This is a genomic window from Streptomyces sp. SudanB25_2051, assembly GCF_964272635.1.
Classification (GTDB): Bacteria; Actinomycetota; Actinomycetes; order Streptomycetales; family Streptomycetaceae; genus Streptomyces.
Genome location: NZ_OZ186787.1, coordinates 5,665,496 through 5,689,989 on the forward strand (window position 1 = coordinate 5,665,496; position 24,494 = coordinate 5,689,989).

Annotated in this window: 23 protein-coding genes; 14 read left to right on the forward strand and 9 right to left on the reverse strand. The window is 72.2% G+C overall.

All coding sequences use genetic code 11. The annotated features are described in order from the left end of the window. Positions 1 to 33: 33 nt before the first annotated feature. The gene (locus ACSUPT_RS24895; protein ID WP_436945561.1) at positions 34 to 1,719 is read left to right on the forward strand and encodes an AMP-binding protein; all 1,686 of its coding nucleotides are present in this window, start codon (positions 34 to 36) and stop codon (positions 1,717 to 1,719) included. Then, entirely contained in the window at positions 1,716 to 3,341 is a 1,626-nt protein-coding gene (locus tag ACSUPT_RS24900; protein ID WP_365729955.1) for an AMP-binding protein, read from the forward strand. Before ACSUPT_RS24895 ends, ACSUPT_RS24900 begins: the two co-directional genes overlap by 4 nt. A gap of 89 nt (positions 3,342 to 3,430) precedes the next feature. On the opposite strand, the gene ACSUPT_RS24905 is transcribed toward ACSUPT_RS24900, so the two are convergent. Beyond that, positions 3,431 to 3,937: a GNAT family N-acetyltransferase gene (locus tag ACSUPT_RS24905; protein WP_436945562.1), complete on the reverse strand. Its 507-nt coding sequence runs from the start codon at positions 3,935 to 3,937 to the stop codon at positions 3,431 to 3,433. 2 nt (positions 3,938 to 3,939) lie between these two features. Beyond that, entirely contained in the window at positions 3,940 to 4,998 is a 1,059-nt protein-coding gene (locus ACSUPT_RS24910) for a hypothetical protein (protein ID WP_436945563.1), read from the reverse strand. 148 nt (positions 4,999 to 5,146) lie between these two features. On the opposite strand from ACSUPT_RS24910, the gene gcl reads away from it, so the two are divergent. Together gcl and ACSUPT_RS24920 are read left to right on the forward strand one after the other, a co-directional pair. Further along, the gene (gene gcl / locus ACSUPT_RS24915) at positions 5,147 to 6,931 is read left to right on the forward strand and encodes a glyoxylate carboligase (RefSeq protein WP_399217647.1); all 1,785 of its coding nucleotides are present in this window, start codon (positions 5,147 to 5,149) and stop codon (positions 6,929 to 6,931) included. A 347-nt stretch (positions 6,932 to 7,278) separates the two neighbouring features. Beyond that, positions 7,279 to 7,449 (forward strand): hypothetical protein, encoded by a 171-nt coding sequence (locus ACSUPT_RS24920; RefSeq protein WP_351964641.1) that lies wholly within the window; start codon positions 7,279 to 7,281, stop codon positions 7,447 to 7,449. Positions 7,450 to 7,907: 458 nt separating this feature from the next. Here the strand turns inward: ACSUPT_RS24920 and ACSUPT_RS24925 are convergent, their stop codons facing one another. The 3 genes from ACSUPT_RS24925 to ACSUPT_RS24935 all read right to left on the reverse strand — a co-directional run bounded on the left by ACSUPT_RS24925 (position 7,908) and on the right by ACSUPT_RS24935 (position 11,426). Further along, positions 7,908 to 9,365, reverse strand: a complete 1,458-nt coding sequence (locus ACSUPT_RS24925; protein ID WP_351964642.1) for a catalase — start codon at positions 9,363 to 9,365, stop codon at positions 7,908 to 7,910. Between the two features lie 232 nt (positions 9,366 to 9,597). Continuing rightward, positions 9,598 to 10,488: a 2-hydroxy-3-oxopropionate reductase gene (locus tag ACSUPT_RS24930; RefSeq protein WP_351964643.1), complete on the reverse strand. Its 891-nt coding sequence runs from the start codon at positions 10,486 to 10,488 to the stop codon at positions 9,598 to 9,600. Between the two features lie 80 nt (positions 10,489 to 10,568). Next, positions 10,569 to 11,426: a TIM barrel protein gene (locus ACSUPT_RS24935; protein ID WP_403503962.1), complete on the reverse strand. Its 858-nt coding sequence runs from the start codon at positions 11,424 to 11,426 to the stop codon at positions 10,569 to 10,571. Between the two features lie 127 nt (positions 11,427 to 11,553). Between ACSUPT_RS24935 and ACSUPT_RS24940 the strand changes: the two genes are divergently transcribed. From ACSUPT_RS24940 to ACSUPT_RS24970, 7 genes are all read left to right on the forward strand, one after another. Beyond that, on the forward strand, positions 11,554 to 11,805 hold the full coding sequence (locus ACSUPT_RS24940; protein ID WP_023590690.1) for a hypothetical protein: 252 nt from the start codon (positions 11,554 to 11,556) through the stop codon (positions 11,803 to 11,805). Continuing rightward, the gene (locus ACSUPT_RS24945) at positions 11,802 to 12,179 is read left to right on the forward strand and encodes a helix-turn-helix domain-containing protein (RefSeq protein ID WP_351964645.1); all 378 of its coding nucleotides are present in this window, start codon (positions 11,802 to 11,804) and stop codon (positions 12,177 to 12,179) included. The genes ACSUPT_RS24940 and ACSUPT_RS24945 overlap by 4 nt, the downstream gene beginning before the upstream one ends. Positions 12,180 to 12,390: 211 nt before the next feature. Next, positions 12,391 to 12,906 (forward strand): 2-oxo-4-hydroxy-4-carboxy-5-ureidoimidazoline decarboxylase, encoded by a 516-nt coding sequence (gene uraD, locus ACSUPT_RS24950; protein ID WP_361659006.1) that lies wholly within the window; start codon positions 12,391 to 12,393, stop codon positions 12,904 to 12,906. Continuing rightward, positions 12,903 to 13,292 carry a hydroxyisourate hydrolase gene (gene uraH / locus ACSUPT_RS24955; protein ID WP_351964647.1) on the forward strand — a complete coding sequence of 130 codons (390 nt, stop codon included), beginning with the start codon at positions 12,903 to 12,905 and terminating at the stop codon, positions 13,290 to 13,292. The genes uraD and uraH overlap by 4 nt, the downstream gene beginning before the upstream one ends. 7 nt (positions 13,293 to 13,299) lie before the next feature. Beyond that, positions 13,300 to 14,223 (forward strand): factor-independent urate hydroxylase, encoded by a 924-nt coding sequence (gene pucL / locus ACSUPT_RS24960; RefSeq protein WP_023590694.1) that lies wholly within the window; start codon positions 13,300 to 13,302, stop codon positions 14,221 to 14,223. Between the two features lie 392 nt (positions 14,224 to 14,615). Further along, on the forward strand, positions 14,616 to 16,001 hold the full coding sequence (locus ACSUPT_RS24965; protein WP_436945564.1) for an 8-oxoguanine deaminase: 1,386 nt from the start codon (positions 14,616 to 14,618) through the stop codon (positions 15,999 to 16,001). Positions 16,002 to 16,529: 528 nt separating this feature from the next. Beyond that, positions 16,530 to 17,903, forward strand: coding sequence for a nucleobase:cation symporter-2 family protein (locus ACSUPT_RS24970; protein WP_351964784.1), 1,374 nt, complete (start codon positions 16,530 to 16,532; stop codon positions 17,901 to 17,903). 39 nt (positions 17,904 to 17,942) lie between these two features. On the opposite strand, the gene ACSUPT_RS24975 is transcribed toward ACSUPT_RS24970, so the two are convergent. The 3 genes from ACSUPT_RS24975 to ACSUPT_RS24985 form a co-directional block, all read right to left on the reverse strand. After that, on the reverse strand, positions 17,943 to 18,542 hold the full coding sequence (locus ACSUPT_RS24975; protein WP_361658997.1) for a 3'-5' exoribonuclease domain-containing protein: 600 nt from the start codon (positions 18,540 to 18,542) through the stop codon (positions 17,943 to 17,945). Between the two features lie 428 nt (positions 18,543 to 18,970). Continuing rightward, positions 18,971 to 19,597: a TIGR03086 family metal-binding protein gene (locus ACSUPT_RS24980; protein WP_436945565.1), complete on the reverse strand. Its 627-nt coding sequence runs from the start codon at positions 19,595 to 19,597 to the stop codon at positions 18,971 to 18,973. Positions 19,598 to 19,627: 30 nt separating this feature from the next. Further along, positions 19,628 to 20,230, reverse strand: a complete 603-nt coding sequence (locus ACSUPT_RS24985) for a hypothetical protein (RefSeq protein ID WP_436945566.1) — start codon at positions 20,228 to 20,230, stop codon at positions 19,628 to 19,630. A gap of 151 nt (positions 20,231 to 20,381) precedes the next feature. On the opposite strand from ACSUPT_RS24985, the gene ACSUPT_RS24990 reads away from it, so the two are divergent. Further along, entirely contained in the window at positions 20,382 to 20,753 is a 372-nt protein-coding gene (locus tag ACSUPT_RS24990; protein ID WP_351964652.1) for a hypothetical protein, read from the forward strand. 66 nt (positions 20,754 to 20,819) lie between these two features. On the opposite strand, the gene ACSUPT_RS24995 is transcribed toward ACSUPT_RS24990, so the two are convergent. Next, entirely contained in the window at positions 20,820 to 21,257 is a 438-nt protein-coding gene (locus ACSUPT_RS24995; protein ID WP_436945567.1) for an RICIN domain-containing protein, read from the reverse strand. Between ACSUPT_RS24995 and ACSUPT_RS25000 the strand changes: the two genes are divergently transcribed. Both ACSUPT_RS25000 and ACSUPT_RS25005 read left to right on the forward strand, forming a co-directional pair. Beyond that, the gene (locus ACSUPT_RS25000; RefSeq protein WP_436945568.1) at positions 21,204 to 22,208 is read left to right on the forward strand and encodes a hypothetical protein; all 1,005 of its coding nucleotides are present in this window, start codon (positions 21,204 to 21,206) and stop codon (positions 22,206 to 22,208) included. The two genes, ACSUPT_RS24995 and ACSUPT_RS25000, sit on opposite strands and share 54 nt — an antisense overlap. Positions 22,209 to 22,482: 274 nt before the next feature. Then, a complete protein-coding gene (locus tag ACSUPT_RS25005) occupies positions 22,483 to 24,405 on the forward strand; it encodes an ATP-dependent nuclease (RefSeq protein WP_399217635.1) in 1,923 nt (640 codons plus the stop codon). Positions 24,406 to 24,494 lie beyond the last annotated feature (89 nt).

Below are 24,494 nucleotides of genomic sequence, written 5' to 3' on the forward strand. Positions count from 1 at the left end.
GCGCGAACAGGTCCCGCAACGAGGAGGACACAGATGTCGGGTAGCGGCGCGACCGAGGAGTTCCGGGCCGCCCGGGACTTCCTGCTACGGCACCGGGAGGACTACGAGGCGGCGTACGCCGGGTTCACCTGGCCCCGGCCCGCCCGGTTCAACTGGGCGCTGGACTGGTTCGACGCCATCGCGGACGGCAACGACCGGACGGCGCTGCACATCGTGGAGGAGGACGGCACCGAGACCCGGCTGTCCTTCGCCGAGATGTCCGCCCGCTCCGCCCGCGTCGCCAACTGGCTGCGCGACACGCACGGCGTACGGGCCGGCGACCGGATCATCGTGATGCTCGGCAACCAGGCCGAACTGTGGGAGACCGCCCTCGCGGCGATGAAGCTGCGCGCCGTCGTCATCCCCGCCACGCCGCTGCTGGGCCCCGCCGACCTGCGGGACCGCGTCGAACGCGGCCGGGCCCGGCACGTGGTCGTCCGCGCGGCCGACGCGGCCAAGTTCGACGAGGTGCCGGGGGAGTACACCCGCATCGCCGTCGGCGGCACCCCGGACGGGACCGGCTGGGCGCCGTACGAGGAGGCGTACTCCGCGGACGCGGCCTTCACCCCCGACGGCCCCACCGACGCCTCCGACACGCTGATGCTCTACTTCACCTCGGGCACCACCGCACGCCCCAAGCTCGTGGAGCACACCCACACCTCGTACCCCGTCGGGCACCTCGCGACGATGTACTGGATCGGTCTGCGCCCCGGCGACGTGCACCTCAACATCTCGTCGCCCGGCTGGGCCAAGCACGCCTGGTCCAATCTCTTCGCGCCGTGGAACGCCGAGGCCACGGTCTTCATCCACAACTACACGCGCTTCGACGCCGCCCGCCTCATGGCCGAGATGGACCGGCACGGCGTCACCAGCTTCTGCGCGCCGCCCACCGTGTGGCGGATGCTCATCCAGGCGGACCTGACCGCGCTGCGCACCCCGCCCCGGGAGGTCGTCGCGGCGGGCGAGCCGCTCAACCCGGAGGTCATCGCGGCGGTGCGGCGCGCCTGGGGCGTCACCGTCCGGGACGGGTTCGGGCAGACCGAGACGGCCGTCCAGATCTCCAACAGCCCCGGCCAGCCGCTGAAGCCCGGCTCCATGGGGCGGCCCAGCCCCGGTTTCCGCGTCGAGCTGCTGGACCCGGTGACGGGCCGGCCCGGCGCCGACGAGGGCGAGATCGCGCTGGACCTCTCGGCCGCCCCGGTCGGGGTGATGACCGGCTACCACGGCGACCCGGAGCGCACCGCCGAGGCCATGGCGGGCGGCTACTACCGGACCGGCGACATCGGCTCCCGCGACGCGGACGGATACCTCACGTACGTGGGGCGCGCCGACGACGTCTTCAAGAGCTCCGACTACAAGATCTCGCCGTTCGAGCTGGAGAGCGCCCTCCTCGAACACGAGGCGGTCGCCGAGGCCGCCGTCGTGCCCGCGCCCGACCCGCTGCGGCTGACCGTGCCGAAGGCGTACATCGTGCTCGCCGACGGCTGGGAGCCCGGACCGGACACCGCGAAGGCGCTGTTCGCGCACTCCCGCGCGGTCCTCTCCCCGTACAAGCGCGTCCGCCGCATCGAGTTCGCGGACCTGCCCAAGACCGTGTCCGGGAAGATCCGCCGTATCGAGCTCCGCCGCCGCACGGCGGAGGGGTCGGCCGCCGAGTACCGCGAGGAGGACCACCGGTGAGCGGTGTCAAGGAGCTCTCGTACGCGCACGGCACCGGCGGCACGCCGCTGCTCGGCGACACCATCGGCGCCAATCTGGCGCGGGCGGTGGAACGCTTCCCCGACCGCGAGGCGCTGGTGGACGTCCCGTCCGGGCGCCGCTGGACGTACGCCGAGTTCGGCGCCGCCGTGGACGAACTGGCCCGCGCCCTGCTCGCGTCGGGCGTCGAGCGCGGCGACCGGGTCGGCATCTGGGCCGTCAACTGCCCGGAGTGGGTGCTCGTCCAGTACGCCACGGCCCGCGTCGGCGCCGTCATGGTCAACATCAACCCCGCCTACCGCGCCCACGAGCTGGCGTACGTCCTCAACCAGGCGGGGGTGAGCCTCCTCGTCGCTTCCCTGGCCCACAAGACCAGCGACTACCGGGCGATGGTGGAACAGGTGCGCTCCGAGTGCCCCGCCCTGCGCGAGACCGTCCACATCGGCGACCCGACCTGGGACGAGCTGATCGCCCGCGCCACCCCCGGCCACGCGGCGGAGCTCGCCGCGCGCGAGGCGCTGCTGTCCTGCGACGACCCGGTGAACATCCAGTACACCTCGGGCACCACCGGATTCCCCAAGGGCGCCACCCTCTCCCACCACAACATCCTCAACAACGGCTACTTCGTGGGGGAGATGATCGCCTACACCGAGCAGGACCGGATCTGCCTGCCGGTGCCGTTCTACCACTGCTTCGGCATGGTCATGGGAAACCTCGCGGCCACCTCCCACGGGGCGTGCGTCGTCATCCCCGCGCCCTCCTTCGAGCCGGAGGCCACCCTGCGCGCCGTCCAGCAGGAGCGCTGCACCTCCCTGTACGGGGTGCCGACCATGTTCATCGCGGAGCTGAACCTGCCGGACTTCGCCGCGTACGACCTCTCGTCGCTGCGCACCGGGATCATGGCCGGCTCGCCCTGCCCGGTCGAGGTGATGAAGCGGGTCGTCACGGAGATGAACATGGCGGAGGTGTCCATCTGCTACGGCATGACGGAGACCTCGCCCGTCTCCACGCAGACCCGCCGCGACGACGACCTGGAGCGCCGCACCGGCACGGTCGGCCGCGTCCTGCCGCACGTGGAGGTGAAGGTCGTCGACCCGGTGAGCGGCGTGACCCTGCCGCGCGGCGAGGCCGGCGAACTGTGCACCCGCGGGTACGGGGTGATGCTCGGCTACTGGGACGAGCCCGAACGGACCGCCGAGGCCGTCGACGCGGGCCGCTGGATGCACACCGGCGACCTGGCGGTGATGCGCGAGGACGGATACGTCCAGATCGTCGGCCGCATCAAGGACATGATCATCCGGGGCGGCGAGAACGTGTACCCCAGGGAGATCGAGGAGTTCCTGTACGGCCACCCGAAGATCGCCGACGTGCAGGTGGTCGGCGTGCCCGACGAGCGGTACGGGGAGGAGATCCTCGCCTGCGTGATCCCGCGCGACCCGGCCGACCCGCCCACCTACGAGGAGGTCGCCGCGTACTGCCGCGACCGCCTCGCGCACTACAAGATCCCGCGCCGCGTGGAGGTCCTGGACGCCTTCCCCATGACGGTGAGCGGCAAGGTGCGCAAGGTGGAGCTCAGGGAGCGGTACGGGAACCGCCGGGACTGAGGGCGGGGGGCGCGGGGCGGCTGGGGCGGACGGCGGGGCGGGGCTCGGGGGCTCCGGGGTGGGCGCGGCGGGGTGCCCGGTGTCCCGGCTCAGCGCAGGTCGCGGCGCATGCAGACGCGCGGCCAGCGGTCCAGGCCGTGGGCCGCCTCGGCGCTGCGGATCGCGCGCAGCCCGCCGGTCAGCTCCGCCGCTTCCAGCACCCGGAAGCCGAGCCGCGCGTAGTACGGGGCGTTCCACGGCACGTCCGTGAACGTCGTCAGCGTCAGCGCCGGTACGCCTCTGGCCGCCGCGTCCGCCGCCAGGTCCTCGATCAGGGCGCGGCCCACGCCCCGGCGGGCGGCGTCCGGGTGGACGGACACCTGCTCGACGTGGGCGGCGCCGTCCACCTCGTCCCAGACCAGGTACGCGACCGGGCGCCCGCCCAGGTCCGCCACGCGGGCCCTGCCGGCCGCCCGGTAGCCCTCCAGGACGTCCAGCGGCGGAGGGTCGTCGTCGGCGATCGCGTCCATGCCGAGCGCGCGGAACGGCTCGCCGGCCGCGCGCTCGACGTCCTGGAGCAGCGGCAGGTCCTCGGGGCGGGCGGTCCGGATGCGCACGCTCACGCCCCCCGCGCCAGGAGGTCGTCGGCCGGGGTGTTCACGGGCTGCGGGGTGCCGGTGAGGTCCATGACGAACAGCGGCAGGCAGACGCCGTCCGCGCGGGCGCGGGCCCTGTCCTCGTACCCGGCGAGCGAGAAGTACACGGCGGCCGACGAGGAGGCGAGCCCCTCCAGCCAGAGGCACTCGACGGCCCGGAGAGGTACGGGGCGGGTCGTCGGATCGACCTGGGCGACCAGTCCGGGGCCGCGCAGCTCGACGGCCGGCGACACCGAGGAGCGGCGCTCCTCGGGCTGTACGACCTCGCGGAAGCCCAGCCAGCGCAGATAGAGCGCGGCGGCGGTCACCACGTCACGGGCGGTGCGGATGGTGACGGGGTTGAACGGGGGGCGTCCGGCGGCCGGAGGGACCGGGTGCGGGGGCGGGGGCGGGGAGGCCGCGGGCACGGTGGACACGCCTGGGGTGGAGGACGTGGCGCCGGGGGCGCCGGGTCGGGGCGGAGCGGGGTCGGCGGGCTCGGCGCCCGTACCGGGGCGGGCGCCCGCGCCGCCCGTACCCGGTGCGCCGTCCGTACCGGGGACGGCGCCGGAGGCGGCGCCCGCACCCGGAGTACCGCCCGTACCGGAGCCGCCGGGAGTACCGCCCGTACCGGAGCCGCCGGGAGTACCGCCCGTGCCGGGGAGGGCGCCGGGGGCGCCGCCCGGCGCGAGGGAGCGGGGCGGGGACGCGGCGGCCGTCACGGGGCGCACCGGAACGCGCAGCACCGTGCCGCACGGGCAGCCCAGTTCCGGCTGCGGCCACTGGTCCTGGCGGCCGCACGCCGCGCAGCGCACGGTGACCCACTCGTCCGTCCAGGTCCGGTGGGTGATCGGCTCGGCCGGGGCGCCGCGCATCAGCGGCGGCGCGACGGGCGCCCCGCAGGCGCACGGATAGACGGGCGACGCGTACGCGTGCGCACGCCGGCAGACCGGGCAGCGCACCGGCACGTTCTCTCCCACGGCGATCGCCCCCTTCGACTCGTCGCCCATCGTCCACCACGGCCGCGCGGATGGGGAGGGCATTCGGCCATCCCTTGACGGGTTCCGGCAGCCCCGCCTACATTGCTTCCGTATAACAGAAAGAGACTTCCGCATTGCGGAATCGCATACGGATCGATGCTCTCAGGTGGCGCGACAGAGCCCGGTCCGCCAGGCCGAAGCAGGAGCACCCATGCCTCGAATGACCGCCGCCCGAGCGGCAGTTGAGATCCTCAAGCGCGAAGGCGTCACCAGCGCGTTCGGTGTGCCGGGCGCGGCGATCAACCCCTTCTACAAGGCGCTCAAGGAGGGGGGCGGCATCGACCACACCCTCGCCCGCCACGTCGAGGGCGCGTCCCACATGGCCGAGGGCTACACCCGAACCAACCCCGGCAACATCGGCGTCTGCATCGGTACGTCGGGCCCGGCGGGCACCGACATGATCACCGGCCTGTACTCGGCCATGGGTGACTCGATTCCGATCCTGTGCATCACCGGCCAGGCGCCGACGCACGTGATCCACAAGGAGGACTTCCAGGCCGTCGACATCGCGTCGATCGCCAAGCCGGTCACCAAGGCGGCCACCACCGTCCTGGAGGCCGCGCAGGTCCCCGGCGTCTTCCAGCAGGCGTTCCACCTGATGCGCTCCGGCCGTCCGGGCCCGGTCCTCATCGACCTGCCCATCGACGTCCAGCTCGCCGAGATCGACTTCGACCCGGAGACGTACGAGCCGCTGCCCGTCTACAAGCCGGCCGCGACCCGTGCCCAGATCGAGAAGGCGCTCTCCTTCCTGCTGGAGTCGGAGCGTCCGCTGATCGTCGCTGGCGGCGGTGTCATCAGCGCCGACGCGTCGGACCTGCTGGTCGAGTTCGCGGAGCTGACCGGCACCCCGGTCATCCCGACCCTGATGGGCTGGGGCGCCGTCCCCGACGACCACGGGCTCAACGCCGGCATGGTCGGCGTGCAGACCTCGCACCGCTACGGCAACGCCAACTTCCTGGAGTCCGACTTCGTCCTCGGCATCGGCAACCGCTGGGCCAACCGGCACACCGGCTACAAGCTGGACGTGTACACGAAGGGTCGGAAGTTCGTCCACGTCGACATCGAGCCCACCCAGATCGGCAAGATCTTCGCCCCGGACTACGGCATCGCCTCGGACGCCAAGGCGGCCCTGGAGCTGTTCGTGGAGGTCGCCAAGGAGCTGAAGGCCGCGGGCCGGCTGCCGGACCGCACCGCCTGGGTCGCCTCCACGCAGGAGCGCAAGGCCACGCTGCAGCGCCGCACCCACTTCGACAACGTGCCGCTGAAGCCGCAGCGCGTGTACGAGGAGATGAACCGCGCGTTCGGCCCCGAGACCCGGTACGTCACCACCATCGGGCTCTCCCAGATCGCGGGCGCGCAGATGCTGCACGTCTACAAGCCGCGCCACTGGATCAACTGCGGCCAGGCCGGGCCCCTCGGCTGGACCATCCCGGCCGCGCTCGGCGTCGCCAAGGCCGACCCGGAGGCGCAGGTCGTGGCGCTCTCCGGCGACTACGACTTCCAGTTCATGATCGAGGAGCTGGCGGTCGGCGCCCAGCACCGCATCCCGTACGTCCACGTCCTGGTCAACAACTCGTACCTGGGGCTGATCCGCCAGGCGCAGGCCGGCCTGGACATCAACTTCCAGGTGAACCTGGAGTTCGAGAACATCAACTCCCCGGAGCTCGGCGTCTACGGCGTCGACCACGTCAAGGTCGTCGAGGGCCTCGGCTGCAAGGCCATCCGCGTCACCGAGCCCGACCAGCTGCTGCCGGCCTTCGAGGAGGCCAAGAAGCTGGCCGCCGAGTACCGCGTGCCGGTCGTCGTCGAGGCGATCCTGGAGCGGGTCACCAACATCTCGATGAGCCGCACCATGGACATCAGCGACATCACCGAGTGGGAGGAGCTGGCCACCGAGCCGGCCCACGCCCCGACCGCGATCCGCCCCCTCGCCTGACCCGAGCCCCGCGGCCGCCCGACCGGCCCCCGCCCCGACACCCCGGGGCGGGGGCCTTTCGTTGTGCTGCGGGGCTCCGGCCGCAGGGCTTGGGCCACCGGGCGTGAACCGCGGGCCGCGCGCGTGGCATGGGGTCGCGGGGCGCGGCCCGCAGGGCGCGTGTGGCGCGGGGCGCGGAGCCCGGGCCGCAGGGGGCGCGTGGCGCGGGCCGGAGGGCGCGTGCCGTGGGCCGCGCACCTGGTCCCCGTGCGGGACGACCCGGCCCCGGCGCCGCACCGCGCCGCACCCGCGCGCCTCCCGGGACCTTCGCTGCCATGGCCGCGCGGTGAGGGGGTAGCCGTACGTACATGACCGACATCGTGGACGCGGACGAACTCCTCCGGCGCCTCCGTGCCGCCCGCGACTGGGCCAGGGGCGAGGAGCAACGGGCCACCGACGAGACGACGGCGACGGCCTACCGGGTGGTGCGCACGGTCCTGGAACGCCTCGTGGACCCCAGTCACGCCACCCGCCACTGAAGGGGCGCGGATGGGCAGGGGGCCGGCAGGCGTGCGCGCACGCGGAAGAGCGCGGAGTCGGGGACCGTAACCGACTCCGCGCTCTGGCTCTGGCGGCGGGACGTGACAGGCGGGGCACCTGCGGTGCCCGCGACGGGTGCGGCGGGAGTGCCGCCGTGTCCGCGCCGCCGAGGGTGGAAGCCGTCCGACGGTGCGAGGCTGGCGCGACAGGACGTTCGCGCCGCCGGACGGGGCTCGTGGGGAGGTGCGGGGGACCGCGGCGGCGCGCGCGGAGCCTCCGTACGCCCTCCTTCAGGTCAAGAAGGCGTACCGGGGTCCCTTCGCCACCGCACTGGCGCGCTACGCCGCCGCGGTCCTCGCTGTCCGTTCCCGTGGCCACCCCTCATCCGGGCCACGGTCCGGACCGCGTACGGCGACGGACCTCCCGTCAGCCGCCGTACGCAGCTTCATGGCGCCGCTCAGTCCTCGCGCAGGGCGCGGACCGCTTCCTCGACGCGCTTGCCGTAGTCGGGGTCGGCGGCGTGGAAGTGGGCGAGGTTCTTCTCGATGACGTCGTCGCGGGAGACCTGCGACAGGCTGCCCGCGATGTTCGCGACGAGCCGGGCCTTCTCCTCGGCCGACATCAGCCGGTACAGCTCGCCGGCCTGGAAGAAGTCGTCGTCCTTGACGTGGGCGGGCGCCGGGTGGGTGCCCGTGTATCCGGAGACGGCGAGCGCGGCGGAGAGCGCCTGGCCGGTCTCGGCGGGGCCCGCGTACGAGTTGGGCTCGTAGTTCTTGTCGTGGCGCGAGCCGTTGCGGGTGGCCATCAGGCCGTCGCGGCCGTAGTTGTCCGCCACGGTGGCCTTCGGCGCGTTGACGGGCAGCTGCGTGTGGTTGACGCCCAGGCGGTAGCGGTGGGCGTCCGCGTAGGCGAAGAGGCGGCCCTGGAGCATCTTGTCCGGGGACGGGCCGATGCCGGGCACGAAGTTGTTCGGCGAGAACGCGGCCTGCTCGACCTCGGCGAAGATGTTCTCCGGGTTGCGGTCGAGGACCATCCGGCCGACCCGGTGCAGCGGGTAGTCGGCGTGCGGCCACACCTTGGTCAGGTCGAACGGGTTGAAGCGGTAGTCGGCCGCCTCGGCCGCCGGCATGATCTGCACGTACAGCGTCCACGAGGGGTTGACGCCGCGCTCGATCGCCTGGAGCAGGTCCGTCTGGTGCGAGGTGGGGTCGGTGCCGGCGACCTCGGCGGCCTGCTCGGCGGAGAGGCAGCGGATGCCCTGGTTCGTCTTGAAGTGGTACTTGACGAAGAACGCCTCGCCGTCGGCGTTGGTCCACAGGTAGGTGTGGGAGCCGTAGCCGTTCATGTGGCGGTACGAGGCGGGGATGCCGCGGTCGCCGAAGAGCCAGGTGATCTGGTGTGTCGCCTCGGGGGAGTGGGCCCAGAAGTCCCAGACGTTGTCCGGCTCCTGCCTGCCCGTGAAGGGGTCGCGCTTCTGCGAGTGGATGAAGTCGGGGAACTTCACCGGGTCCTTGATGAAGAACACCGGCGTGTTGTTGCCGACGAGGTCGTAGTTGCCCTCCTCGGTGTAGAACTTCACCGCGAAGCCGCGCGGGTCGCGGACGGCGTCGGCGCCGCCGAGCGGGTCGGCCACCGTCGAGAAGCGGGTGAACAGCTCGGTCCGCTTGCCGACCTCGGAGAGGAACGCGGCCTTCGTGTACGCGGTGACGTCGTCGGTCACCTCGAAGTAGCCGTACGCGCCGGAGCCGCGGGCGTGGACCACGCGCTCCGGGATGCGCTCCCGGTTGAAGCGGGCGAGCTTCTCGATCAGGTGCTGGTCCTGGATGAGGAGCGGGCCGCCGATGCCGGCGGTGGCGGAGTTCTGGTTGTCGGCGACCGGGGCGCCGGACTCGGTCGTAAGCACGCGCTTCGACATCGTGACCTGGTGACCTTCCGTACGGGGAGCTGCTGGCGAGTGCTCTGGAGCGTAGGGACGCCCCGAGGTGACGTCAACAGTTTGTTGAAATCGGAGAAGGGGATTCCGGACGGCGCCGGCGCCTGGGCGCGACAGGACAGGTTGTCAGCGCCGACGCCGTCCGGAAGTCGGGCCCGGCCCGGGCCGGTGAAGGAGCACGGCTCCGGGACGGGAGTGCGGGGGTGAGGGCCCGTCAGACCTGCTGCCCGGACAGCCGCTCGACGGCGCGCAGCAGCGCCGAGTGGTCCAGGCCGCCGTCGCCCTGGGCACGCAGCGAGGCCACCAGCTGGGCGACCACGGCGCCGACGGGCAGGGCGGCGCCGACGTTGCGGGCCGCGTCGGTCACGATGCCCATGTCCTTGTGGTGCAGGTCGATCCGGAAGCCCGGCGCGAAGTCCCGGTTCAGGAAGTTGTCCTTCTTGCGGGTCAGCACGGTGGAGCCGGCGAGGCCGCCGTTGAGGACGTCCAGGGCGGCCTTGAGGTCCACGCCGGACTTCTCCAGGAAGACCACGGCCTCGGCGCACGCCTGGATGTTGACGGCGACGATCAGCTGGTTGGCCGCCTTCACCGTCTGGCCGGAGCCGTGCGGGCCGCACAGGACGATGGTCTTGCCGAGCGCCTGGAAGATCGGCAGCGCGGCGTCGAAGTCGGCCTGCTCGCCGCCGACCATGATCGACAGCACGGCCTCGATGGCGCCGGCCTCGCCGCCCGACACGGGGGCGTCCAGCACGCGGATGCCCTTCGCGGCGGCGGCCTTCGCGAGGTCGACCGAGGTCTGCGGGGTGATCGACGACATGTCGATCAGCAGCGCGCCCTCCCTGGCGTTCTCCAGGATGCCGTCGGGGCCGTACGCGATCGCCTCCACCTGCGGCGACGCCGGGACCATCGTGATCACGACGTCCGCGTCGCGGACCGCGTCGGCGAGGGAGGCGGCGGCGGTGCCGCCCGCCTTGGCGAGCCGGTCCAGCTTCTCCTGCTCCAGCGTGTAGCCGGTGACCTGGTAGCCGGCCTTCAGGAGGTTCTCGGACATGGGCGAGCCCATGATGCCGAGCCCGATCCACGCGATCTTCGGAAGGGTGCTCATGGTGTCCTCTTTCAAAAGCTCGTGCTCAACAGCTCGTGCTGCGATCAGCCGTGTGCGGCGCCGGGCGCCCATACGGGGCGTCAGCCGGCGGCGCGCAGTTCCCGGGGCAGCCAGTCGAAGGCGTCGGCGCTCGGCCGGTCGCCGGGCTTGTACTCCAGGCCGACCCAGCCGTCGTAGCCGCGCTCGTTCAGGCGCAGCAGCAGCGCCGACAGGTCGAGGTCGCCCGTGCCGGGCGCGCCGCGGCCCGGGTTGTCGGCGATCTGGACGTGGCCGGTCTTGGCGGCGTACGCGTCGATCACCGCCTCCAGGTCCTCGCCGTTCATCGACAGGTGGTACAGGTCCAGCAGGAACGCGGCGTTCCCGAGTCCCGTGGCCTCGTTGACCTTGTCGACCACCTCGACCGCGGCCGGCGCGCTCACCAGCGGGTAGCGGGGCGACTCGGGCCGGTTGAGGGCCTCGACGAGGAGGGTGGCGCCGATCCGGTCGGCGGCGCGGGCGGCGAGTACCAGGTTCTCCAGGGCCAGTTCGTCCTGGGTCGCCGGGTCCACGCCCTCGACGCGGTTGCCGTACAGCGCGTTCAGCGCCGTGCAGCCGACGGAGGCGGCGAAGTCGGCGGCCACGTCGATGTTGGCCCGGAAGCGCTCCGACTCCTCACCGGGTACGGACAGGGCGCCGCGGTCCGGTCCGGGCAGCTGCCCGGCGTAGAAGTTCAGCCCCACCAGCCGCGTGCCGGCGTCCTTCAGCGCCTGCCGCAGCGCGTCCAACTCGCCGCGCGGCGGGGTGGGCGTCTCGATCCAGGGCCACCACAGCTCCACCGCGGTGAAGCCGGCGGCCGCGGCGGCCGCGGGGCGCTCCAGCAGCGGGAGTTCGGTGAAGAGGATCGACAGGTTCACATCGAAGCGCTGGGCCTTGCCTGCGTCTTCTGAAAAGCGGGCCATGAGGCGGCGCTCCTTCCGTATTGCGGAAGTTCATTTCTGCGTGATGGAAGACTGCAAGTGATGGGTCCTCGTTGTCAAGGCCCACCCGCCAGATGGACGCCCGCCGGTGCGGCGCTACCGTGAGGCCATGGAGCGATTGAGGGTCGAATTCACGACCGAGCCGTTCGACCTGGACGAGGCGCCGGCCCACGCCGTCGTCGCCCGCGAGGTCATCCAGGGCGCCGAGCTCGACGCCGTCGACGTGGGGCCGTTCGGCAACACCGCGGAGGGCCGCGCCGACGCGGTGCTCGCCGCCGTGGACGCGCTGCTGCGCCGTGCGCTGGAGGCCGGGGCCACCCGCGTTTCCCTGCAGCTGAACGTCATCGGGGACGAGCGGTGACCGCGCCGGGCGACCACCCGCTGGTGACCGCGGTGAAACCGCTCGTGGACGCGATGGGCGGGCGGATGCTGCCGCCGGAGGAGGCCGGGCCCGACGACGTCGTGCTCGCCTGGGAGGGCGAGGACGTGCTCGCCGTACGGCTGCCCCAGCTCGCCGACTCCCTGGAGCAGATCCTCGCCGCGCTGGAAAGGCGGCACGGAATGCCGCTGGCCCAACTCGACCGCAAGAGCAAGCAGGAAATCGTCCGGAGTCTGGAGGCACGCGGTGCCTTCTCCGTGCGGCACGGAGTGGAGACCGTCGCCGGCGCCCTCGGCGTCAGCCGGTTCACCGTGTACAACTACCTGAACAGGGAGAACGCCGCCAAGGGCAAGTGACCCCGCCCGCCGGGGCCCCTCGCCGGGGCCCGGTGGAACCCTCACGGAAGTGCCGCGGAACCGCGGTGGAACGGAAGCCGTCGCCCCGATGTCCGGGCGACGGCTTTTGTGTCACCGACTTTTCAACAAAGTGTTGACGAGGTGTCGCCGCAGGGCGTTAGCTATCCGCAGCCCGTCCGACGACAGCGAAAAACAGCCACGGAGGCTCCCCGTGACTTCGAGTACCTCGACACCGGGCCTCACCCGGTTCAACACCTCGGCGGACAGCGACGCGCTCGCCGCCCTGCACGAGGTGTGCGCCAGCCCGGCATGGGGGAGCAAGCTGCTCGCCCAGCGCCCGTACGCCACCGCCGAAGACCTCCTCCTCGCCAGTGACGCCGCCACCGCGGAGCTCACCGCCGAGGACCTGGCCGACGCCATGGCAGGGCACCCGCCGATCGGCCGGCCGAAGCCCGGGGACCCCACGTCCGCCCGTGAACAGCGCGGCATGGCCGGGGCCTCCGAGGAGCTCAAGGCGGAAATGCTCGAACTGAACCTGGCCTACCAGGAGAAGTTCGGACACGTCTTCCTCATCTGCGCCACCGGCCGTACCGGCGAGCAGATGCGCGACGCGCTCCGTGAGCGGATCGCCAACACCCCCGAGCGCGAGCGTGAGATCGTCCGCGCCGAACTGGGCAAGATCAACCGCATCCGCCTCACCCGTCTCGTGGAGGAAGACCCCGCATGAGTACCGACACGACCGCATCGGTGTCCACGCACATCCTGGACACCAGCGCCGGCCGCCCCGCCGAGGGCGTCGCCATCTCCCTCGCGGCCCGCGCCGGCCGCGCCGCGGAGTGGGTGGCGCTCGGCGGCTCCGCGACCGACGCGGACGGGCGGTGCAAGGACCTCCCGGCCCTGCCGGAAGGGACGACCCACGTACGCCTCGACTTCGAGACCGAGGCGTACTTCGCCAGCAAGCAAGCCGAGGCACAGCAGGACGCCCCCGCGACACGGGACAGCGGCGTGTTCTTCCCCGAGGTGGCGATCACCTTCGCCGTCGTACCGGGCGAGCATTACCACGTTCCGCTGCTGCTCAACCCGTTCGGCTACTCCGTTTACCGAGGGAGCTAGCAGCCACATGCCCACGATTCTCGGCCAGAACCAGTACGGGAAAGCAGAGAACCGCGTCGTAAAGATCACGCGGGACGGCGCGACCCACCACATCAAGGACCTGAACGTCTCCGTCGCCCTCTCCGGCGACATGGAGGACGTCCACTACTCCGGCTCCAACGCCAACGTCCTCCCGACCGACACCACCAAGAACACGGTGTACGCGTTCGCCAAGGAGCACGGCATCGAGTCCGCCGAGCAGTTCGGCATCCACCTCGCGCGCCACTTCGTCACCAGCCAGGAGCCCATCCACCGGGCCCGCATCCGGATCGAGGAGTACGCCTGGGAGCGCATCGCCACGTCCGACGCCAACTCCAAGTTCATCGGCGCCGACGAGGTCAAGCACTCCTTCGTCCGCAAGGGCCAGGAGACCCGCCTCACCGAGATCACCTACGACGGCGAGAGCTGGCAGGTCATCTCCGGCCTGAAGGACCTCGTCGTCATGAACTCCACCAACTCGGAGTTCTGGGGCTACGTCAAGGACAAGTACACCACCCTCCAGGAGGCGTACGACCGCATCCTCGCCACCCAGGTCTCCGCCCGCTGGCGGTTCAACTGGACCGACGACGAGCAGCGCATGCCGCACTGGGAGAAGTCCTACGAGCAGGTGCGCAAGCACATGCTCCAGGCCTTCGCCGAGACGTACTCGCTCTCGCTCCAGCAGACGCTGTACCAGATGGGTGCGCGGATCATCAACAACCGCTCGGAGATAGACGAGGTCCGCTTCAGCCTCCCCAACAAGCACCACTTCCTGGTGGACCTGGAGCCCTTCGGCCTCAAGAACGACAACGAGGTGTACTTCGCGGCGGACCGCCCCTACGGCCTCATCGAGGCCACCGTCCTGCGCGACGGCGTGGAGCCCCGCATCCCGGTCGACCTGACCAACCTGTGACGCTCCGGGGCCGGCGTCCACCCGCGACACCCGGTCCCCGACACCCCGTCCGCGACGTCCACCCCGGCGTCCCACCCCGGGCGCTCCACGCCTGACGTCCCACCCGTGACGTCCCGCGTCCGGCGCCTCCGGCGGCCGGCGCCCCACCGGGGACGCCCCGCCTCCGGCGGCCGGCCCTGCGCCACCCTTCCAGGCCGCACCCGGCGCCGGAGGCGACCGCCGGCCACCGACCCGGACGACGGTCCGCCCCGCCTCGGCGGGTCGGGGCGGACCGTCGTCCGGCCCACCGACTTCATCCTCTCGGCACCCTCGGCACTCGTGCCGCGGCACTCAAATCCTCCTAGGGTCCTGCCGTGCCCACCCTCGCCACCCGAAACCCAGAAGGACGCACCATGGCACCTTCGGCAGCCCAGCGCACCGTGATCGAGAACTGCGCCATCGCGACCGTCGACGCCCAGGACACCGAGTACGCCTCGGGCCACATCGTCATCGCGGACAACAGGATCGAGTCGGTCGGCGCGGGCCGGGCCCCCGAGGGCCTGACCGACGTGGTCCGCCGCATCGACGGCACCGGCCACCTGGCCACGCCGGGCCTGGTCAACACCCACCACCACTTCTACCAGTGGATCACCCGGGGCCTGGCCACCGACCACAACCTCTTCGACTGGCTCGTCGCCCTCTACCCCACCTGGGCGCGCATCGACGAGCAGATGGTGCACGCGGCGGCCCAGGGCTCCCTGGCGATGATGGCCCGCGGCGGCGTCACCACCGCCATGGACCACCACTACGTCTTCCCGCGCGGCTCCGGCGACCTGTCCGGCGCGATCATCAAGGCCGCCGCCGACATGGGTGTCCGCTTCACCCTCGCCCGGGGCTCCATGGACCGCAGCGTCAAGGACGGCGGCCTGCCCCCGGACTTCGCGGTCGAGACCCTCGAAGGCGCGCTCGCCGCCACCGAGGAGACCGTCCGCCGCCACCACGACGCCTCTTTCGACGCGATGACCCAGGTCGCCGTCGCCCCCTGCTCGCCCTTCTCCGTCTCCACCGAACTCCTCCGGCAGGGCGCGGAACTCGCCCGCCGGCTGGGCGTGCGCATGCACACCCACGGCTCGGAGACCGTCGAGGAGGAGAAGTTCTGCCACGAGCTGTTCGGCATGGGCCCCACCGACTACTTCGAGTCGACCGGCTGGCTCGGCGAGGACGTGTGGATGGCGCACTGCGTCCACATGAACGACTCCGACATCGAGGCGTTCGCCCGCACGAAGACGGGTGTGGCCCACTGCCCCTCGTCCAACGCCCGCCTCGCCGCCGGCATCGCCCGCGTCCCCGACATGCTGGCCGCCGGCGTCCCGGTCGGCCTCGGCGTCGACGGCACCGCGTCCAACGAGTCCGGCGAGCTCCACACCGAACTGCGCAACGCGCTCCTGATCAACCGGCTCGGCGCCCACCGCGAGGCCGCCCTCAACGCCCGCCAGGCGCTGCGCCTCGGCACACACGGCGGCGCCCGGGTCCTCGGCCGCGCCGACCAGATCGGCTCCCTGGAGCCGGGCAAGCTCGCCGACCTCGTGCTGTGGAAGCTGGACACCCTCGCCCACGCCTCCATCGCCGACCCCGTCACCGCACTGGTCTTCGGCGCGGCGGCCCCGGTCACCGCGTCGTTCGTCAACGGCCGGCAGATCGTCGAGGACAACCGGCTGCTGACCGCCGACGAGGACGCCATCGCGCGCTCCACCAGGGACGAGGCCCAGCGCCTCGCCCGCATCGCCGCCCAGGGCTGAGCCCGGGCGCGATCCACGAAGTCCGGTCGGGGGGGACGGCCCTCGACCGGTACCGCGGACCCCAGCGGGGCCCGCGCAGCCGGACCGGGGGGTGCCGTACCGCGAGGTGCGCGCCCCCCGGAACGGTACTGGTCGCCCGCACGCGCAGGTACCGCCCCTCGCCCCTCCGCACCCCCCGCACCCTCCGACCTCCCGGATCACCAGCAGCACCTCCCTGAAACCCGTGTCACACCGCCGACGCGTTAACCGACCGGAGGAACCGCCGTGGCCGCCACGCCCAGGTCCCACAACGATGCAGGCAACCAGAACCCCGCCCCGGGGACCGCCCCCGCACCGCCGGAGGCCCCCACCGACGAGCAGCCCGTACACCAGCACGGCAGCCAGAAGCCGCCGACCGGCGAGAACAGCGCCGGGAACCCCCACGAGACCGCCGTGGCCCCCGCGGCCCCCGCGGCCCCGGTGGAGAGCGGGACGACAGCGGAGAGCGGGGCGACGGCGGAGAGCGGGGCGAAGCACCCCGTCGACGAGATGCTCCCGCCCGTCCGCATGCTCACCAGCGGCCTCCAGCACGTGGCCGCCATGTACGCGGGCGTCGTCGCCCCGCCCCTGATCGTCGGCGCGGCCGTCGGCCTCTCCGCCACCGAACTGACCTTCCTCACCGGCGCCAGCCTCTTCACCGCCGGCCTCGCCACCTTCCTCCAGACGCTCGGCGTGTGGAAGATCGGCGCGCGGCTGCCGTTCGTCAACGGCGTCACCTTCGCCGGCGTTGCCCCCATGCTCGCCATCGTGGACACGACGGAGGACAAGGCGGACGCCCTGCCCGTCATCTTCGGCGCGATCATCGTGGCCGGCGCCCTCGGCTTCCTCGCGGCGCCCTGGTTCAGCAAACTGGTCCGCTTCTTCCCGCCCGTGGTCACCGGCACGGTCATCACCCTGATCGGCGTGTCGCTGCTGCCCGTCGCCTTCGGCTGGGCGCAGGGCCCGAACCCGGCCGCCGACGACTACGGCTCCACCACCTATCTGACGCTCGCGGCCGCGACCCTCGTCGTGGTACTGCTGCTGCGCCGCTTCACGCGCGGGTTCGTCAAGCAGATCGCGGTCCTCATCGGCCTGGTGATCGGCACGCTGATCGCCATACCGTTCGGCGTCACCGACTTCAGCCCGGTCGCCGAGGCCGACCTGATCGGCTTCCCCACGCCGTTCCACTTCGGCGCCCCGCAGTTCGCCGTCGCCGCGATCATCTCCATGTGCGTGGTGATGCTCGTGTCGATGACCGAGTCGACCGCCGACATGCTGGCCCTGGGCGAGATCGTCGACAAGCCCGCCGACGAGCGCACCATCGCGGGCGGCCTGCGCGCCGACACCCTCGGCTCGGCCATCAGCCCCCTGTTCAACGGCTTCATGTGCAGCGCCTTCGCCCAGAACATCGGCCTCGTCGCGATGACCCGCATCCGCAGCCGCTTCGTCGTCGCCGCCGGTGGAGGCTTCCTCGTCCTGATGGGCCTGTGCCCCATGGCGGCCTCGCTCATCGCCGTCGTACCCCGCCCGGTCCTCGGAGGGGCAGGCGTCGTCCTCTTCGGCTCGGTCGCCGCGAGCGGCATCCAGACGCTCGTCCGGGCGGGCCTGGAGAAGGACAACAACGTCCTGATCGTCGCCGTGTCCCTCGCCGTCGGCATCATCCCGATCACCGCGCCGGAGTTCTACCACGCCTTCCCGGAGACCGCGAAGATCATCCTGGACTCGGGCATCTCCACCGGCTGCGTCGCCGCCGTCCTCCTCAACCTGGTCTTCAACCACCTGGGAGCCGCCGCCCGACGCGACTCCGACGACGTCACGGCCCCCATGGAACCGGGTGAGGAGATCGGCGAGACCCGCGCGCCGAACCCGGTCCACGCACACTGACCCGGCCACCGCCGGGGAGGCCTGGCCCGGGGCGCGCCGTCACGCCCCGGGCCAGGCCATCAGCCTGCTGAACATCTCCGCCTGCTCGATCGCGTCGTCCAGCGCGTGATGGGTGTGCCGCCGCCGCGACAGCAGCCCGGCCGGCATGGTCCGCTTGGCGACCGCCCGCAGCGGCACCCCCGCCTTCACCGCGTACAGGGTCTTCATGTCCAGGCACCCCGCGTGCCCGAACGGGCTCTCGCCGGTGAACCGCATCAGATACCAGTACAGGAACATCCAGTCGTACGCCGCCGGGTAACCGCACATCACCGGCTGCGCGCCCCGGCTCACCTCCCGCACCCAGGCGGTGAACTCCCGCAGCGCCGCCTCCGGCTCCGCCCCCTCGGCGGCCAGCCGCTCCCGGTCCAGCCCGCTCACCGCGAGCGCCTCCGGCACGAAGTCCCCGCTGATGGGCCGCAGCTCCCGGTAGAAGGTCTCCGCCTCGGGGTCCGCCGCCACATACCCCTCGGCATCCTGCCGCCCGGCGACGGCCGCCCCGAAGCTGAGCATCGAGTACGGCCCCGGAACGGGCCCGTCGGCCTCCACGTCCACGGAGATGTACAGACTGGGTCGCACACGCTGAACCATGCCGCGGAGCATTCCACACCCGCGCACCACGCGACGGGGCGGCGTCCCGGGAGACGGGCGTCCCGGGTGGCGGGCGTGGTCGGGCGGCGGGGCGGCGGGCCGCGCAGGGGCGCGGCGCGTGGTCGCGCGCGGGTCGCGCCGGGTTGCGGGCGCAGCTGGGCGGCGGGCGTCGCGGGTGGTGAGCGCCGCCGGGCGGCTGCCGGGGTGGGTGGCGGGCCGTGCAGGGCCCCGGCGCGTCCGCGTCACCCTCCGCGTCCGCCGCGGGGTTGCGGGCGTCGCTGGGTGGCGGCCTGGGCGGCGGGCGTCGCCGGGCGGCTGCCGGCCTGGGTGGCGGGTCGCTCCGGGTAGCCGGCCGCCGGGTGGCGGGCCACGCCGGGCGTCGGGCCGATCCGGGCAGCCGTCCGCCCCGCGGCGGCCCAGCGCGGGCCCGGCGGCCGGGCTCAGCCGGCGGGCGCCGCCTCCCCCTGCGCCGAGCGCCCCGGCCAGTCCGGACGGCGACCGCTGAGGGCGATGACCCGGTCCAGCAGCGGAGCGTCGTCCGGCACGGCCACGGGCGGACCGAACGGGTCCTGCCCCGCGACCCGCTCGGACGCACCCGGCTCCAGGAACCCGTACGACACGCGCAACTCATCCTCCCCCGGCGCGTACGGCTGACCGGTCGCCCGCGCCAGGTCCCAGCCGTGCACGAGCAGCTCGTTGAACGCGACGAGCCCCGCGACCCCGCCGGGCAGGTCGACCCCGCCCGCCCGTGTCATGCCCTCCCAGGCCGCGGGGACCCGCCACGCCTCGGCGACCTCCTCCAGCCGCCGCGGGAAGACGGTCCGCCACTCCTCGTCCAGGACGGGCCGCGCGCTGCCGGGATCGGTGTCCGTCGTCGGCCCGAACGCCTTGCGCGCCGCGTCCCGGAAGGCGAGGGCGAGCCCGCCGACATGGGCGAGCAGCTCCCGCACGGCGTAGTCCGGGCACGGTGTGGGCAGCCCGAGCTGCCGGTCCTCGACCCGGGCGAGCAGCCCGGCGACCCGGCGGGCCGCGGGCCCGAGGTCGGTCCTCTGCGCTTGTGTCTCCATACACCTGCAGACCGTCCCCGGCCCCGGAACTCATCGCCCGCCCCCGCCCGCGCCCCCTTCCATCCGCCGCCGGCATTCCTCGGCCAGCCACGGGTACGCCTGCGCGATCGCCCCGTACACCCGGCGCCGCAGCAGCCGCTCCGCCTCCGCGCGCCCGGCGGTGGCGAACAGCCCGTCCAGGAGCCGGTCGTACGACCGCAGCGCGCTCCGCAGATAGCCCACCTGCCAGCGCGCCGTCCCCGAGGGCCCCGCCCCGTCGTCGGCCCCGGCCCCGCCGACCTCCCTGCGATACCGCACGGCGCGGCGCTCCAGCTCGGCGGGCGGCAGGATCGGCACCCGGATCGGCTCCGCCCGCAGTGTGGCGAGGACGGCCCGCCGCCTGCCCTCCGCCGCCACCCGCGTCCCGGTCAGCCCCGCCGCCCCGCCGGCCCGGGCGCACACCCGGAACTCCCGCGCCCGCTCCACCGCCTCCACCCGCGCCAGCAGGTAGAGCCGCACCATCGACGCCCCGGCGGCCTGCCGGGGACTCCGCCCCTGGATGTCCGGCTGCCCGAGCAGGTCGCGCACCATCCCGTCGGTCCACCCACGCGACCGAAGCCCCTCCAACGACACGAACACCGTACGGTCCGTCACGACTCCCCCTGGATTCGACTACTCTCCGTGACGAAACCAGTGAAGCACCCCCCACTGACAACGCACCCGACGCGCGTTCCGACTCATACGGGACCGCGCCCCCACCCGTCTCCGGGGCAGAAGACGAACCGACACCGGAAGAGGCCCCACCATGACGCCCGTCCGAAAGACCCTCGCCGCCACGCTCGGAGCCCTCACGGCCGCGGCCGCCGTCCTCGCCACCTCGGGCAGCGCCACCGCGGCGCCCCAGGCCACCCCGTGCTGGCCCAAGAGCGGCAGCTACTACTACTGGTGCAACAACATCCCCGGCTCGCCCGTGTACTCCACCGCCGACTACAAGACGGTCGTGGGCTACATGTACTCCAACCCCTCCTGGTTCCAGTGCCGTTACGAGTACGGCCCGAACCACGGCGGCCCCCACCCCACCCGCTGGCTCTACACCCAGGCGGACAACGGCGCATGGGGATTCATGAACGACAACCACATCCACAGCGAGACCAACCCGGTCCCGGTCTGCCCCTGACACCCCCGCATGCACGGACCCCGCCCCGCACGTGGCGGGACGGGGCTAGATGGAGCCGTGCAGCGGTCAGGCGCCCAGACCGGGGCCCGTCCACTGCTGGTTCGTGTGGTGCGGGGTGCAGTCCCAGATGCCCAGGCGGGAGCCGTCGGCGGTGCGCCAGCCCAGGGCGTCCAGGCAGCGGCCCGAGTGGACATTGCGCAGCAGGCCGCCGGGGAGCTTCTCCCACCGCTGGTTCCCGGCGCCGTGGCAGGTGTTCAGGCCGAGGAGCGAGCCGTTCTCCGTCTTGGCGTACTGCACGTCCATGCACGTGCCGGAGTGGACGCCGACGATCTGGCCGGCGGCGGCAGCGACAACACCCCCCGCCCCGGCCGCCGAAGGCCCAGGGGCGCACCTCGTGGAGAATCGTTCGTGCACGTGGTGGCGGTTCAACTCCGAAGAGGTAGAGGTCCGATGGTGAAGGTCCTTGTGTCCCCGTCGTACGGCAGCGCGGAGGCGCGGCGGCACTGGCGCGACACGCTCGACCAGGAGGTGGACTTCCAGGCACCCGACCTGCGGAGCCGGCTCACCGGGGATGAGGCGGCGGAGCTGGACCGGCTCCACCCGGAGGGAAGGGCGCGCTTCTGGGGCGCGAGGCCCACCCACGACAAGAAGATGGCGACGGTCGTGTCGGGGGACGTCGTGCTGTTCACCGGCGAGAAGCAGGTGCGGGCCATCGGCGAGGTGGGTGTCATCTTCCGCAACGCGGAGTTCGCCGCCGCCCTGTGGCCTCCCCGGGACGGCGCCGAAGGATGGCACACGGTCTACAGCCTCACCGCCTTCGAGCGGACGGACATCCCGTACGGGGAACTCAACGGAGTGATCGGCTACAACAGCAACCACACGTACCCGGGACAGCTCCTGCTCACCGGGGACCGGGCCCGCGCCGTCTGCGACGCCTTCCTGATCAGCCCTCGACGGGTGCCGCGCCCTCGCGACGCGGATCCGGCGGTGCGGGCCGTACGCGTCGCCGCCGCGGAGGAGCTGCGCGCCACCCATCTGGCCTATGACCGGCCGGGGGCCAGGCAGTTCGTCCGCCGCAGGGAAGGGGCGTTGGTCCGTGCCTACCGCGAGGCTCTCGGACTGGCGGAAGGGAAGCGGTACTACTGCCCCTCGGGTATCACGGACCTGTATGTCGAGGCGCCTGTCGCGGAACTCATCGAGGCGAAGGGCGGCACCACGCGCACCCATGTGCGGCAGGCACTGGCCCAGCTCCTCGACTACGCGCCGCACTGCCCGACGCCGGACGCCCGGCTCACGGCCCTCTTCCCCGCCCCGCTCGACCACACGGACACGGCGTACCTGCACCGCTACGGCATCGACTGCGTCTACCAGACCGCAGAAGGCACGTTCGAACGGCTGCCCGCTCCGGAGGAATCCCGCCGCGCGATGACCGCGCTGATCCGGGCGGAGGCCTGAGACGTCGCGGCCCTCATCCTGTAGGCGAAAACGCGCTCGTTCCCCCTGACCTGTGCGACCACGGATACCAATGGGAACGCATCAGCCGATGCCGAACCCCAGTGCGCGCATGGGCGGTTGGTCCTATGGTGCGAGCGGAAAATCATCTGACTACCCGCCAGTCGCGGCTAGCATCCTGACCGTCTCCGGCGGGCAGGCGCACTGACCAGTCTGAACTCGGTCAGCGGCGCTGTCCTGTGCTGCCGTGTCCACTCATCCGCGATACAGGACCAACGTGAAGATCAAGCGAGTACGCGTCGAGAATTTCCGCTGTCTGCACAAGGTGGACATCTCCTTCGAGGAGATCACCTCGTTCATCGGCCCGACCGGCGTCGGCAAGTCCACTGTGCTGCGCGCGCTCGACTGGTTCTTCAACGGGGAAAAGTCTGTCTCGCTCAGTAGTGAGGACGTCCATTCGGCTGCCGACGGGGAGCGCATCTCCGTCGAGGTCGAGTTCGATGGCCTCACGGCCTTCGACCGCGAGACGCTGGGCCGGTACGCCCCTGATGGCGCGGAGACCGTCAGCATCTGGCGGACCTGGGACACCGGGGAGGACAAGATCACCGGCAAGGGCCTGGCCTACGCGCCGTTCGAGGAGGTGCGGCGCCAGGAGGGCGCCCTGGCCAAGCGGAGAGCGTACAACGCGCTCCGCGACGGCGACCCTTCACTCGGCCTGCCGAGCGTCAGCAACGAGAAGGCTCTCGTCGCGGCCATGGCCGAGTGGGAGCGGAGCCACCGCCACCTGCTCACCGAGTCGGAGGTCGAGGACACGCACCTGTTCGGCTTCGCGGGGCAGAGCGTGTTGGCCAAACTCATCGACTTCGTGTTCATCTCCGCCGACCTCCGTGCCTACGAGGAGACGGACGACCGCAAGGCTTCTGCCATCGGCCGCATCCTCGACCATGCCGTGGATCGCACACAGGCGCATGAGCAGCTCGGGGAGATCGAGCAGCGGGCGCAGCAGCAGCGGTTGGACGTTCACGCGACCGTGTACGGGCCCGTGCTGACGGACCTGTCGACCGCGCTCTCCCAGGAGGTGGCGCGGTTCACGACCGGCCGGGAGATCGTGGTGACGCCTGTGGTGCACACACCCAGACCGGTCAAGACGTCGTTCCAGGTCAGCATCAGGGACGGCGCCGCCGAGACGTCGGTCCACCGGCAGGGGCACGGCTTCCAGCGTGCGCTCATCATCGCGGCGCTGAAGCTCCTCGCGGAGCGCAGGAGGCCCGAGTCCGGGAGCCGTACCCTGTGTCTGGCCGTCGAGGAGCCGGAGCTGTTCCAGCATCCGCCGCAGGCGCGCACCTTCGCCGAGGTGCTGCGGGATCTGGTGACCTCCGCGCCCGAGGGCCGGACCCAGGTCATGTACGCGACCCACAGTCCGGTCTTCATCGACCCGCGCAACTACCACGAGATCCGCCGTCTCAGCCGCGACGGCACCGAGGAGCACCCGGTGACCCGGGTGCGGCAGATCACCGAGCGCGAGCTGATCGGCTCCCTTCCCCACGACCTGGTGAACGAGGGCGCCATCCGGAGGAAGGCCGGTATCCAGTGCGCCGGGACCCTCGCCGAGGCGTTCTTCGCTCGGGCCGTCGTCCTCGTGGAGGGCGACACCGACGGCGCGGTGCTCACCGGGTGCGCTGAGCGGCGGCGGTACAGCCTCGGTGCGCGCGGCATCAGCGTGATCAGCGCCGGGGGAAAGGACAACATCGCCCTGTGCCGGGCGATTCTCGACGCTCTGGAGATCCCCACCCATGTGGTGTTCGACGGAGACGCGGGCAATGTGGAGCGGAACCGCCGCAGGCTGGAGGACATCACCGACCCGGAGAGCCGGCGCGCGAAAGAGCAGACCTACGAGGGGCAGCGCCGCAAGGACATGGCCCTCAACGCCGGCCTGCTGAGCTACCTCGGTGCCTCCCCGGCGTCGTTCCCCACGACTGCCACCTGTGCGACCCACACCGTTTTCGAGGACAACCTGGAGGCGTATCTCGGGGAGCACTGGGCTGCCTGGGGCGCGCGCAGGCGGGAGCTGGTTGCGTCCGGCGACGGCTTCCCGGAGAAGAACGCCGCGACATACCGGGAGGCGGCCCGCACAGCGGATGCCGAGCCTCCGTATGTCATCGAGGCGATGCTGGAGAACATCATGACGTTGGTCAGGTAACAGCGGCGCGTGCCCCCGCGGTTGACCCCGGTCGCCAGCGGCAGGGTCGTGCGGGCTGCCCTCCCGGCCGGCAAGGTGGGGGTCGGGAA